The 12,490-nt window shown below is 62.6% G+C and carries 15 protein-coding genes; 9 read left to right on the top strand and 6 right to left on the bottom strand.

The annotated features are described in order from the left end of the window. Positions 1 to 2: 2 nt before the first annotated feature. Complete coding sequence (locus tag QTA58_RS21965) at positions 3 to 1,166, bottom strand: FAD-dependent monooxygenase (RefSeq protein WP_289670833.1); 1,164 nt, start codon at positions 1,164 to 1,166, stop codon at positions 3 to 5. A gap of 25 nt (positions 1,167 to 1,191) precedes the next feature. Continuing rightward, the gene (locus QTA58_RS21960; protein ID WP_289670832.1) at positions 1,192 to 1,437 is read right to left on the bottom strand and encodes a zinc-finger domain-containing protein; all 246 of its coding nucleotides are present in this window, start codon (positions 1,435 to 1,437) and stop codon (positions 1,192 to 1,194) included. Between the two features lie 174 nt (positions 1,438 to 1,611). On the opposite strand from QTA58_RS21960, the gene QTA58_RS21955 reads away from it, so the two are divergent. The 8 genes from QTA58_RS21955 (at position 1,612) to QTA58_RS21920 (ending at position 8,627) form a co-directional block, all read left to right on the top strand. After that, positions 1,612 to 2,400: an alpha/beta hydrolase gene (locus tag QTA58_RS21955; protein WP_289670830.1), complete on the top strand. Its 789-nt coding sequence runs from the start codon at positions 1,612 to 1,614 to the stop codon at positions 2,398 to 2,400. Between the two features lie 100 nt (positions 2,401 to 2,500). After that, entirely contained in the window at positions 2,501 to 3,322 is an 822-nt protein-coding gene (gene cysE / locus QTA58_RS21950) for a serine O-acetyltransferase (protein WP_085424212.1), read from the top strand. Between the two features lie 117 nt (positions 3,323 to 3,439). After that, positions 3,440 to 3,643 (top strand): DUF3126 family protein, encoded by a 204-nt coding sequence (locus QTA58_RS21945; protein ID WP_085424213.1) that lies wholly within the window; start codon positions 3,440 to 3,442, stop codon positions 3,641 to 3,643. A 304-nt stretch (positions 3,644 to 3,947) separates the two neighbouring features. After that, positions 3,948 to 4,298, top strand: a complete 351-nt coding sequence (locus tag QTA58_RS21940; RefSeq protein WP_085424214.1) for a phasin family protein — start codon at positions 3,948 to 3,950, stop codon at positions 4,296 to 4,298. A gap of 257 nt (positions 4,299 to 4,555) precedes the next feature. Then, complete coding sequence (gene clpS / locus QTA58_RS21935) at positions 4,556 to 4,909, top strand: ATP-dependent Clp protease adapter ClpS (protein ID WP_085425081.1); 354 nt, start codon at positions 4,556 to 4,558, stop codon at positions 4,907 to 4,909. Positions 4,910 to 4,919: 10 nt separating this feature from the next. Then, positions 4,920 to 7,451 carry an ATP-dependent Clp protease ATP-binding subunit ClpA gene (gene clpA / locus QTA58_RS21930; RefSeq protein WP_289670828.1) on the top strand — a complete coding sequence of 844 codons (2,532 nt, stop codon included), beginning with the start codon at positions 4,920 to 4,922 and terminating at the stop codon, positions 7,449 to 7,451. 91 nt (positions 7,452 to 7,542) lie between these two features. Next, positions 7,543 to 8,292: an AzlC family ABC transporter permease gene (locus QTA58_RS21925; RefSeq protein ID WP_289670827.1), complete on the top strand. Its 750-nt coding sequence runs from the start codon at positions 7,543 to 7,545 to the stop codon at positions 8,290 to 8,292. Continuing rightward, a complete protein-coding gene (locus QTA58_RS21920) occupies positions 8,289 to 8,627 on the top strand; it encodes an AzlD domain-containing protein (protein ID WP_085424217.1) in 339 nt (112 codons plus the stop codon). Before QTA58_RS21925 ends, QTA58_RS21920 begins: the two co-directional genes overlap by 4 nt. Here QTA58_RS21920 and QTA58_RS21915 read toward each other — a convergent pair. Genes QTA58_RS21915 through QTA58_RS21900 form a run of 4 tightly spaced genes read right to left on the bottom strand, consistent with a single transcriptional unit; the run spans position 8,624 to position 11,494 of the window. Further along, a complete protein-coding gene (locus tag QTA58_RS21915) occupies positions 8,624 to 9,055 on the bottom strand; it encodes an HIT family protein (RefSeq protein ID WP_289670824.1) in 432 nt (143 codons plus the stop codon). The genes QTA58_RS21920 and QTA58_RS21915 overlap by 4 nt on opposite strands. Positions 9,056 to 9,084: 29 nt before the next feature. Further along, on the bottom strand, positions 9,085 to 10,281 hold the full coding sequence (locus tag QTA58_RS21910; RefSeq protein WP_289670822.1) for a GNAT family N-acetyltransferase: 1,197 nt from the start codon (positions 10,279 to 10,281) through the stop codon (positions 9,085 to 9,087). A gap of 8 nt (positions 10,282 to 10,289) precedes the next feature. Beyond that, positions 10,290 to 11,027, bottom strand: a complete 738-nt coding sequence (locus tag QTA58_RS21905; protein ID WP_289670821.1) for a glycerophosphodiester phosphodiesterase — start codon at positions 11,025 to 11,027, stop codon at positions 10,290 to 10,292. Beyond that, positions 11,024 to 11,494: a RidA family protein gene (locus tag QTA58_RS21900; protein WP_085424221.1), complete on the bottom strand. Its 471-nt coding sequence runs from the start codon at positions 11,492 to 11,494 to the stop codon at positions 11,024 to 11,026. Before QTA58_RS21900 ends, QTA58_RS21905 begins: the two co-directional genes overlap by 4 nt. Before the next feature lie 158 nt (positions 11,495 to 11,652). On the opposite strand from QTA58_RS21900, the gene QTA58_RS21895 reads away from it, so the two are divergent. Next, on the top strand, positions 11,653 to 12,450 hold the full coding sequence (locus QTA58_RS21895; protein WP_289673273.1) for a cell envelope integrity EipB family protein: 798 nt from the start codon (positions 11,653 to 11,655) through the stop codon (positions 12,448 to 12,450). The last annotated feature ends 40 nt before the right edge of the window (positions 12,451 to 12,490 follow it).

The raw sequence follows: 12,490 nt of genomic DNA, 5'->3' as shown, positions 1-12,490 counted from the left end.
GATCACTCGGGCCTGAAGCCGTAGAGCCAGTCGAGGTCCGCCGCGAGCGATTGCGGCGGACGCAGTGACAGCACGATGTCGCGCCCGAACCTGAGCGGGCCGCGGGCGTGATAGGCGAAGCGATTGAAGAGGCCCCGGGCGCGGACCCTGGCGATCCGCCCCGTCCGTTCGCTTTCGAAGGCGGAAAGCGCCTGGGCGAGGGGCAGGGAACCTGCGACGCGGTTGGCGAGCATGAAGGCGTCCTCGATCGCCATCGACGCGCCCTGGGCCGCGAACGGCATCATCGCATGCGCCGCATCGCCGATCAGCACCCGGTCCCGGCCGTTGTGCCAGCGGCCCGTGCTCACCTCGTAGAGCGGCCAGAAGGTCGGCCGCTCGGCCTTGGCCAGCAGATCGGCGATGCGCCGGTCCCAGCGATGGAACTGGGAAAGCAGCATGGCCCGCTGCGCCTCGCTGGCCTCGGCGTCCCATGTTTCGCCCGGGCTGATGCCGGAGGCGATCGCCACGATGTTGAAGCCGCCGATCTCTTTCAGGGGATAGGCGACCACATGGGTGGAGGGGCCGAGAAAGGCCGTCACCTGGTTGGCGGCGAGCCAGGACGGAGCGGCGCTCTGGTCGATCGTGAAGCGCCATGCGACGTTGCGCGAAAAATCCGGCTTCGGACTGTGCGGTATGCTGGCGCGCAGACTGGACCAGACGCCGTCGGCGCCGACGATCAGCGGATAGGTCTTGCCGGTGATCCGGGCGAGGCTGCCCTGGGCGTCCTCCCGGACCGGCGTGTCGAGATGCAGTGTGCAGAGAGGGTCTTGCTCGACCGCCGAAAGCAGCGCCTTCTGCAGCGTCGCGCGGTGCAGAACGCCGTAAGGCGCGCGCCAGCGCTCGCGGGCAAAGCGGCCGGCCGGGACATGGGCAAGCGGCCTCAGCGACATGCCGGAGACGAGCGCGATGCGTTCGGGCTCCGTCCAGAGGGCTTCGAGCCGGCCGAGGACGCCGAGCGTGGAGAGCACGCGCGAGGCATTCGGCGAGACCTGCAGGCCGGCGCCGACTTCGACCAGGGCGTCCGCTTCCTCGAAAATGTCGCAGGCGATCCCGTGCCGGGCGAAGGAGAGCGCAGCCGTCAGCCCCGCCATGCCGGCGCCGATGATCGCTACTCTTTCGATAGGCATCTTATTGGCCGTTCGGGGGAAATCGTCACGCGGCCTGGACGTGGAAGACGCAGCCCGGCGGATCGGTCTGCTCGGGCTTCAGCGACGGGTTGTAGCGGTAGAGCGTCGAGCAATAGGAACAGACCTTTTCCACGTCGTCGCCGAGGTCGATGAAGATATGCGGATGGTCGAACGGCACGGATGCGCCGGTGCACATGAATTCCCTCACGCCGATCTGGATCACCGGATATCCGCCGTCGTTCTGGAAATGAGGAATGCTGTGCCCGGCCATGATGGTCTCCATGCTTCTGATTTGCGGCGGACATTATCGTCCCTCTCCCTGATTGTGTAGTGGGAAAACCGTCGCAGGCCGGCCGATTTCGTGTTCCCTGCGGGTTCAAACGGAACAGCGGATCGCCTATGGTCCGCCGAAAGATGCCCGCAGGACGACCCCACAGGACGATCGATGAACCTCAATGCCCCCGCCTTCTCGTCTTTTTCCCACGACGGCCTGAACCTTGCCTATTTCGACGAAGGCGATCCGTCCGGCGATCCGGTGCTGCTCATCCACGGCTTCGCATCGAGCGCGCTCGTCAACTGGGTGCATCCCGGCTGGCTGAAGACCCTGGGCGATGCCGGTTACCGGGTGATCGCCATGGACAACCGCGGCCATGGCGCGAGCGACAAGCCGCTCGATCCGGAAGCTTACAGGCCTTGGGTGATGGCGGAGGACGCGATCGCTCTTCTCGATCATCTGAGGATACCGGAAGCGCATCTCTTCGGTTATTCCATGGGGGCCCGCATCTCGGTCTTCGCCGCTCTCGCCCATCCCGATCGCGTGCGCTCGCTGGTGCTGGGCGGCTTGGGCATCGGCATGACCGACGGGGTAGGGGATTGGGACCCGATCGCCGACGCATTGCTTGCCCCCTCGGTCGAGGAGATCATTCATGCGCGCGGAAAGATGTTCCGCGCCTTCGCGGATCAGACGAAGAGCGACAAGCCGGCGCTTGCCGCCTGTATCCGCGGCTCCCGAGACCTCGTCTCCCGGGCGGACATGGGCCGCATCGACGCGCCGACGCTGATCGGGGTCGGAACGAAGGACGACATAGCGGGCTCGCCGCAGGAACTCGCCGCCCTTATGCCGCATGCGATCGCTCTCGACATTCCGGGCCGGGACCATATGCTGGCCGTCGGCGACAGGGTCTTCAAAAAGGCGGTTCTCGATTTCTACGGGGAACTGGCGGCAAGGCCGTAAGTTTCTTCATCTTAACGATCAACGGAATGCGATTTTGCGACCGTTGGCCTTGTCGTAAACTTATTCTATATATCCTGCCGTACGGCAAAAGGAGACGGCTATGGCCGCAAGAACTGAAATCCGCCAGGAGCCCGTGGCAACGGTCGATCCCATCTGGGACACGCTGCGCCAGGAAGCCCGCGCGGCAGCCGAGCAGGATCCGCTGCTCGCCGCATTCCTTTATTCCACGGTGCTGAACCATCGTTCGCTCGAGGAATGCGTCGTGCATCGTATCTGCGAGCGTCTCGACCATGCGGATTTGCAGGCAGTGCTTCTGCGCCAGACTTTTATGGAAATGCTGGCTGACTGGCCGGAATGGGGCGCGGTCCTGCGCGTCGACATCCAGGCCGTCTACGATCGCGATCCCGCCTGCCTGCGGTTCCTGGAGCCGGTGCTCTATTTCAAGGGGTTCCACGCGATCCAGACGCATCGCCTGGCGCATTGGCTCCTGAACCGGGGCCGCCGCGATCTCGCGCTCTATCTGCAGAGCCGCTCGTCCAGCGTCTTCCAGACGGACATCAACCCGGCCGCCCGCATCGGCAAGGGCATTTTCCTGGATCACGCCACCGGTCTCGTGGTCGGCGAGACGGCGGTCATCGGCGACAATGTCTCGATCCTGCACGGGGTCACCCTCGGCGGAACCGGCAAGGAGGGAGCCGACCGTCACCCGAAGATCGGCAACGGCGTGCTGATCGGCGCGGGCGCCAAGATCCTCGGCAATATCGAAGTCGGCTCCTGCTCGCGCGTGGCCGCAGGCTCCGTGGTGCTGAAGCCGGTTCCGCCCAAATCGACCGTCGCCGGCGTGCCGGCCAAGGTGGTGGGGAGCGCCGGGTGTTCGGAACCCGCACGCCTGATGGACCAGCTTCTGAACGCCGAGGATTGAACTCGCCGCCTGCTTTTCGGTGGAGGTAAAGAGCGGCGGGCGGTGTCTGGCGGCTTTACTTTCGCCTTTGTCCCGTGCCAAAAGCGCCGCAACTCGGAACCGCTGACGGAGAGAATTGTGAAACCGGACGAAATCAAGAAGCTCGACGCCTATTTCAAACGCCTGCTCAACCCGCAGGTCGTCGTCAAGGCGCGTCCGCGCAAGGACGACTCCGCGGAAGTTTATCTGGGCGACGAGTTCCTCGGCGTCATCTATGTCGATGACGAGGACGGCGACCGCTCCTACAACTTCTCCATGGCGATCCTGGACGTCGATCTCTGATCGATCGCCTGGACATCGGTCCCCTCGATCTCTGATTGGCCGATCTGATCCGGAAAAATTCCAAGCGGGCCTTTTCGGCCCGCTTTTCGGTTGTAGTCTCCTCGCGACAAAAAACAGGCGCCGATTTCCGCTTTGGTTGTGGCCGCCTGAGATATCTCTGCAAAATCAGGAAGCTCATTCTATCTATGCATCTGCATATGTGGAGCCGCAACTGATGGTGGTTTTGCGGCGCACAAATCAGCCTTGACTTTTGCCGGATGCCCCCGTTCTATCAGTGCATCCGAATAGAACAGGGGACCGCGCTATGTTCAATTTCGATGATGCCAGCAAGAAGAGCAAGGAAGCGATGGACGGAATGCTGAAGAGCTATTCCGAGGTTGCCAAGGGTTTCCAGGCTATCGCTACGGAAACCGGCGATTACTCGAAGAAGTCCTTCCAGGAGATGACCTCCTTCATGGAGGCGCTGGCTGCGACGCGCAGCGTCGAGGCCGCCTACGAGCTGCAGACCAGTTACATCAAGTCCGCCTATGAAGGTTTCGTCGCCGAGGCGATGAAGATGAGCGACATGTATGCCGACCTCGCCAGATCGGTCTACAAGCCCTACGAGGTGCCGGTTGCCAAGTCGACAGCCGTGGCGACCGCAAACGCCGCGTAACGGCGCGAGCGGGTTCTTCGAACGGCGCCTTCATCACAGAAGGCCGGCGGCGCTCGGTGCTGCCGGCCTTTTTGATTCCGGCCGGTGCGGAAAACTCCGATTTTCCGCAGGTTCGGTCGTCTCTCTAGCGGAATAGTGATTGCGCGGGCCGAAAGGGGGCTTAAAATCCGCCTCCAATGAACTAAGTTAGGAAGACTGAAGTCCGGCCGATCGGCCATTCGGTGTACGGTCGTCGGACGACTGGGGAATGAATGAAGATGATCGCACTGCCGATCTTGATGCAACGCGAAAAGAGTGGCGACGGAGACAACGCGGGCCGCGGAACCTCGGTCATCACCCGAACGAAACCGAAGACCAAACGGCCCAATCTCTATCGCGTACTCCTGTTGAATGACGACTATACCCCGATGGAATTCGTCATCCACATTCTGGAGCGTTTCTTCCAGAAGGACCGGGAGGCCGCGACGCGCATCATGCTCCACGTGCACAATCATGGCGTGGGGGAGTGCGGAATATATACCTACGAGGTAGCGGAAACCAAGGTGTCCCAGGTCATGGACTTCGCCCGGCAGCACCAGCATCCGCTGCAATGTGTTATGGAAAAGAAGTGAGGAACCCGACGTGCCAACATTTTCGCCTAGTCTTGAAAAGGCGCTGCATCAGGCACTGACCTTCGCGAACGAGCGGCATCACGAATATGCCACGCTCGAACACCTGCTTCTGGCGTTGATCGACGACGCCGATGCGGCGGCGGTCATGGGCGCTTGTAACGTCAATTTGGAATCTCTGCGCAAGACCGTCACGGATTATGTCGACAACGAGCTTGCCAACCTGATCACCGGTTACGACGAGGATTCGAAGCCGACCTCCGGCTTCCAGCGCGTCATCCAGCGCGCGGTCATCCACGTCCAGTCCTCGGGCCGCGAGGAAGTCACCGGCGCCAACGTTCTCGTCGCGATCTTCGCGGAACGGGAAAGCCATGCGGCCTTCTTCCTGCAGGAGCAGGAAATGACCCGCTACGATGCGGTCAACTACATTTCTCACGGCATCGGCAAGCGTCCGGGTTCCTCCCAGACCCGCACGCCGCGCGGCGCCGAAGAGGCGGATTCCGACGCCAAGCCCTCGTCCCGCGATCAGGAAGAGGGTTCGGCGAAGAAGCCGCAGGACGCGCTGAAAGCCTATTGCGTCAACCTGAACGAAAAGGCCCGCGAAGGCCGCATCGACCCGCTGATCGGCCGCAACGCCGAGGTCAACCGGACGATCCAGGTCCTGTGCCGCCGCTCCAAGAACAACCCGCTCTATGTGGGTGATCCCGGCGTCGGCAAGACGGCGATCGCCGAGGGGCTCGCCAAGCGGATCATCGAAGGCAAGGTGCCGGAGGCTCTCGCCGACGCCACCATCTTCTCGCTCGACATGGGCACGCTGCTGGCCGGCACCCGTTATCGGGGCGATTTCGAGGAGCGCCTGAAGCAGGTCGTCAAGGAACTGGAAGAATATCCGGGTGCGGTTCTCTTCATCGACGAGATCCACACGGTGATCGGCGCCGGCGCCACCTCCGGCGGCGCGATGGATGCCTCGAATCTCCTGAAGCCGGCGCTCTCCTCGGGCGCGATCCGCTGCATCGGTTCGACCACCTACAAGGAATACCGCCAGTTCTTCGAAAAGGACCGGGCGCTCGTTCGCCGCTTCCAGAAGATCGACGTCAACGAGCCGTCGATCGACGATGCGATCGAGATCATGAAGGGCCTGAAGCCCTATTTCGAAGAGTACCACAAGCTGCGTTACACCAACGAGGCGATCAAGTCGGCTGTCGAGCTCTCGGCCCGCTACATCTCCGACCGCAAGCTGCCGGACAAGGCGATCGACGTGATCGACGAGACCGGTGCGGCGCAGATGCTGCTGCCGGCGTCCAAGCGCCGCAAGCTGATCACCGAGAAGGAGATCGAGGCGACGATCGCCACCATGGCCCGCATCCCGCCGAAAACCGTTTCCAAGGACGACGAGATGGTTCTCGCCAACCTGGAAAAGGAACTGCGTTCGGTGGTCTATGGCCAGGACAAGGCGATCGATGCCCTGGCAACCTCGATCAAGCTCGCCCGCGCGGGCCTGCGCGAGCCGAACAAGCCGATCGGCGCTTACGTCTTCTCCGGTCCGACCGGCGTCGGCAAGACGGAAGTCGCCAAGCAGCTTGCCTCCTCGCTCGGCGTCGAGCTGCTGCGGTTCGACATGTCGGAATATATGGAACGCCACACGGTCTCCAGGCTGCTCGGCGCACCTCCCGGCTATGTCGGCTTCGATCAGGGCGGTCTCCTGACCGACAGCGTCGATCAGCATCCGCACAGCGTGGTCCTGCTCGATGAGATCGAGAAGGCGCATCCGGATATCTACAATATCCTGCTGCAGGTCATGGACCACGGTTCGCTGACCGACCACAACGGCAAGAAGATCGACTTCCGCAACGTCATCCTGATCATGACGACCAATGCGGGCGCTTCGGAAATGGCCAAGGCCGCCATCGGCTTCGGTTCGTCCAAGCGTACCGGCGAGGACGAGGAGGCGCTGAACCGCCTGTTCACGCCGGAATTCCGCAACCGCCTCGATGCGGTGATCCCGTTCGCGCCTCTGCCGACGGAAGTCATCCATCAGGTCGTGCAGAAGTTCGTCATGCAGCTCGAGACGCAGCTCTCGGAACGCAACGTCACCTTCGACCTGCACGAGGATGCCGTCGCCTGGCTGGCCGACAAGGGTTACGACGAGAGAATGGGCGCCCGCCCGCTCTCCCGCGTCATCCAGGAGCACATCAAGAAGCCGCTGGCGAACGAGATCCTCTTTGGAAAGCTTCGCAAGGGCGGCGTGGTGCGCGTCACCGTCGGCAAGGACGAGGACGGCAAGGACAAGCTGATCCTCGACGCCATCCCCGAGGCGACGCCTGTGAAGCCGAAGCCGGAGGCCGAGGTGGAAGAAGCTGCCGAGGAGACCGTGGCCAAGACATCGAAGCCGAAGGCCTCGAGGAAGTCTTCGCCGAAGGACAAGGACAATGGTCCCGCGCGCTCCCGCGCCATGGTCGATGCGGACGTGATCGCCTCGGACGAGGCGCCCAGGACCGCGCCCCGCAAGGGCACGACCGTGCCGCGCGTACCGAAGAGCAAGTAGGGCTGTTCCAAAAAGCCGTTGCGATGCCGGGCTCGTCCCGGCATCGTCGTTTTTAAAACATGATTCCCGCCGATGACCCGCCGAATGACCCATGTCTCCAGACAGTGACGACCGCAGCGCCTTATCCTGGTTCTTCACCGGCATGCGGGGCCTCGTTTCGCTGCCGGCCCTTATCCTGCTGACGTCGATCGTCGGTTTCAGCGCCTTCGCGCTGGAATCCGGGCTGACGCGGGCCGAAGCCGTTTTCATGTCGCTGGCGGTCTGGGCGCTGCCGGCTCAGGTCATCCTGATCGGCAGCATGGCGAGCGGCGTCAATATTGCCGCCTGTTTTCTGGCGGTTACGCTTTCCTCGATCCGCATGACGCCGATGGTGGCCTCGATCATCCCGGAAATGCGGACGAAGCGGACACCGATCTGGGCCTTGCTGATCCTGTCGCATTTCATCGCGATTACCTCCTGGGTCTTTGCCATCACCACGATGCGCAACGTGCCGCGCCAGCATCGGGCAATCTATTTCGCCGGGTTCGGGGTGACGCTGACGCTCACCGGCACGCTGGTGGTGGCGGTCTTCTACGGCATCGCGTCGAGTTTTCCGCCGGTCGTCGCGGGCGTCCTCTTCTTCCTGACGCCCGTTTATTTCATCGCGTCGATCTGGGCGAGCGCGCGTCAGCCGGTGGTGAAGCTCGCCTTCGTCATGGGTGTCGCGCTCGGCCCGCTCCTGGCGCTGGTCACGCCGGAATTCGACGTGCTTTACGCCGGCATCGGCGGCGGCACGATCGCCTATCTGGTCGATCGGTCGCGGCGGAAGAAGAAGCGCATGGTCAAGGGAGCCGCACGATGATTGCGGAATATTGGACCTTCATCGTGATTGCCGTCGCCGGCTTCCTGGCCACCGATATCTGGCGCTGGCTGGGCGTGGTGGCGGGCAACCGGCTGAACGAGGAGTCCGAGGCGCTCTACTGGGTGAGGGCGGTGGCGACCGCGCTCGTCATGGCGGTCACCGCGAAGCTGATCGTTTTCCCGAACGGCACGCTGGCCGACACGCCGCTCTGGCTGCGGCTGGGTGCTGCCGGCATCGGCTTTGCCGTTTTTCTGGCGACCGGCCGCAAGGTTGCGGTCGGTGTCGCCGTCCCGATGGCCATCCTCGTGGCCGGCCTCTGGTGGATTGGCTTTTAATTCCCCAGAACACCGATCAGCTTTTCGGCATGGGCGGCGAGTACGTTGTTGTCTTCCATTTGGCCGGAATGGGGTTTCAGCGCCAGGCCCTCATAGCGCGGGATGACGTGGAAATGTAGGTGATAGACGGTCTGGCCGGACGCCGGTTCGTTGAACTGGACGATCGTGACGCCGTCAGCCTCGAAGGCTTCCTTGGCGGCCTTGGCGAGTTTCTGCACCACCGGGATGAGCTTCGAGAGCACCGCCGGATCGGCGTCGAGGATGTTGCGCGACGGCACTTTCGGGATCACCAGCAGATGGCCCGGCGACTGCGGCATGACATCCATGAAGGCCAGCGTATCGGCATCCTCGTAGACCCGGTGGCAGGGGATCTCGCCGCGCAGGATTTTTCCGAAGATATTGTTGGGGTCGTAGGCCTGGCCGCTCATGGATATGTCCTCTCCTTGGATATTCTCGATCAGTCTTCCTGCTGGCGCTCGCCCTTGCGGAAAGGGCTGTGCTCGGAAAGATACTCGTTCATATATTCGACTTCCTGCCGCTCGCGTTCCAGATAATCGGCGACCGCGCGGCGAAGCCCCGGATGGGCGATATAGTGCATGGAATGCGTCGTGACAGGCAGGTAGCCGCGCGCCAGCTTGTGTTCTCCCTGCGCGCCCGCCTCGACCCGCTTCAGGCCCTTTGCCAGCGCGAAATCGATCGCCTGGTGGTAGCAGACCTCGAAATGTAGGAAGGGGTGATCCTCGATGCAGCCCCAGTGCCGGCCGAAGAGCGCATCCCCGCCGATGAAGTTGATCGCCCCGGCGATGTATTTGCCGTCGCGCTTCGCCATGACGAGCAGGATATCCTCGGACATCCGCTCGCCGATCAGCGAATAGAATGTCCGGGTGAGATAGGGGCGGCCCCATTTGCGGCTGCCGGTGTCCATGTAGAATTCGAAGAACTGGTCCCAGATATTCTCGGTCAGATCGCTGCCCGTGAGCCAGTCGATGGTGATGCCGTGCTCGACTGCCGTACGCCGCTCCTTCTTCAGCGCCTTGCGCTTGCGCGAGGCGAGCGTTTCGAGGAAGGCGTCGTGGTTTGCATAGCCCTCGTTGATGAAATGGAACTGCTTGTCGGTGCGATGCAGGTAATCGGCCTCTTCGAAGGCCGCGAGCTGATCCTCGGCGACGAAGGTCACATGCGCGGAGGAAACGCCGAGCTGGCGTGTCACCTCCTGGAGACCTGCGGCAAGCGTCAGCTCGGTCGCCTCCTTGTCATAGCCTGAGGAGACGAGCAGGCGAGGCCCGGTTGCCGGCGTGAAGGGCACGGAGCACTGCAGCTTCGGATAGTAGCGTCCGCCGGCGCGCTCGAAAGCGTCCGCCCAGCCGTGGTCGAACACATATTCGCCCTGGCTGTGGCTCTTCAGATAGCCCGGGACGGCGCCGATCAGCGCGCCCCGGTCGTCTTCGAGAAGCAGATGGTGCCCCAGCCAGCCGGTTTTCGCGGTCGCCGAGCCGGACTCCTCCAGCGCCGAAAGGAAGGCATGCGAGAGGAAGGGATTGTAGGGGACCTCTACGGACGACGAGGCTTTTGAGGTGCCCGAAAGACGCGACCAGCTTTCAGGGCTGATCGCGCAGAAGGACTTTTCGATGCGGATCGTAAGATTGCCGGTCATACTCTGCTTTACTGGGAGGAGGAGGGAGCCTCCCGTGGGTCGAAACCTTCGAAGGTCATCTGGTCTGCATATTTATAGGTATGTTCGCGCCCGTTTGCATCCCTCACGGTCCAGGTAATGACCGGAATTCCGGCTGCTCTCTGAGCCGTGATGAAGCTGTTCGGCAGGTGGGGGTAGTGGTAGGAAATGAAATCGAGGCCAAGTTGCATGGCTTCGTCGTGGGCGAAGAATTCCTCCGGCTTGTCGCCCATGGCGGTCAGGCCCAGAGGATAGGGGGAACCGGCCCTTTTCAGGTCGCGCAGGATATGGTGGTCGAAGCTCATCAGCGCCACCTTGCCCTGGTAGCCTTCGAGGGTTTCGAGCATTGTTTCGGCAAAGCCGTCGTCCTCGCCTTCGCCTGTCCGCCCCTTGAGCTCGATGACGAGCGGCACCCTGCCGGCGACGAGGCCGAGCATCTGCTTCAGCGTCGGCACCTTGTCCTTTGTGCCGCCGACGGCGAGCAGGCCTAGCTCGGCGGAGGTCTTTTCCCGGATGTCGCCCTTGATGCCGCAAAGCCTTTCGAGGTCGTCGTCGTGAAAGATCACCGGAACGCTGTCGGCGGCGAGCTGCACGTCGCATTCGATCGCAAAGCCCGCTTCCGCCGCGCGGGCGAAAGCCGAAAGCGTGTTCTCCCAGACCTGATGGTTCATGTCGTGATAGCCGCGGTGTGCGACCGGGAGATCCTTGATCCAGGATGCGGAGGTCATGCGTCGATCTCGATGATGGCGTCGACTTCGACGGCGGCGTTGAGCGGGAGGGAGGCCATGCCGACGGCCGCGCGGGCATGCTTGCCGGCATCGCCGAGCACATTGGCGATGAGGTTGGAGGCGCCGTTCATGACCAGGTGCTGTTCGGTGAAATCGGGCGTGGACGCGATGAAGCCGTTAAGCTTCAGGATGCGGCGGATCCTGCCGAGATCGCCGCCGAGTGCGGCCTTCGCCTGGGCGAGAATGTTGATGGCGCAGAGTTCGGCGGCCCGCTGTGCGGTGGGTACGTCCACATCCCGGCCGACGAGGCCGGTCACCGCGACCTTGCCGTCTTCGATCGGAAGCTGGCCGGAAAGATAGAGCGTCGTGCCGCTGATCGTGTACGGCACGTAATTGGCGGCAGGCGCTGCGGCGACGGGGAGGACGATCCCCAGTTCCTTCAGGCGGCCATCGATGGCTTCGGTCATTTTCGACTCCCGTTTTGTTGTAAATTCTTCAAAAATCCTGCATCAAGGCCTTAGCTTGGTCAGATGGCGTTCTTATAACACCGCCTACTGAGTCCAACAGGAGAATGTGAATGTTGCGCATGAGTCTCGGGGTGATCCTTGCCGGTAGCGCGAGCCTCATGGCCGCCACCTGCGCCAGCGCGAACACCGACAGCGCCGCTCGGGCCCTCGTGCCGCATCGCGCCATTTACGACCTGAAGCTCAAGGATGCGTCCGAACGTTCCGGCATCGAGGGCATGTTCGGCCGCATGGTCTACGAGTTCACGGGTTCGGCCTGTACCGGGTTTTCGACGAATTTCCGTCTGGTCACCAAGATCGACACCGGCGAGGAGACGCGGCTCAGCGATCAGCAGACCACGACTTTCGAGGACATGTCCGCCCGCCAGTTCCATTTCGAGACGAAGTCCTTCACCGACGAGCAGCTCGACAGGCAGGTGAGCGGCGATGCGAGCAAGGCGGAGAGCGGCGTCAAGGTGGAGATCACCCAGCCGGACGGCCGCGAGATCGACCTGCCGGCCAGCGAATTCCCGACCGGCCATATGCTGGACGTGATCAACAACGCCAAGGAAGGCAAGCATTTCTTCGAGGCGCGCGTCTTCGACGGCTCCGAGAACGGCGACCAGGCGCTCCTGACGACGACTGTCATCGGCAAGCAGCAGGAACCGCAGAAGGACGATGCGGATGCCGACAAGGCCGGCGAGTTTTCCAGGACGCCCTTCTGGCCGGTGACGATCGCCTATTTCAACGAGGCCGCGCAGGGCGATCCCATGCCGGTCTACAACATGTCCTTCAAGCTCTACGAGAACGGCATCACCCGCGATCTGACCATGGATTACGGGGATTTCACGTTGACGGGCACCCTCTCGAAACTCGAAATGCTGGACAAGGGGCCGGAAAACTGCTCCGAGCCGCGATAGGTCCGAAGTCCCGGAGAATTCTTTTAACCGGTTGACATTT

It is taken from the genome of Neorhizobium sp. CSC1952 (genome assembly GCF_030378245.1).
Lineage (GTDB): Bacteria > Pseudomonadota > Alphaproteobacteria > Rhizobiales > Rhizobiaceae > Neorhizobium > Neorhizobium oryzae_A.
The sequence above is the reverse complement of the archived record's forward strand: the minus strand, read 5'-3'. Positions and strand labels throughout refer to the sequence as shown.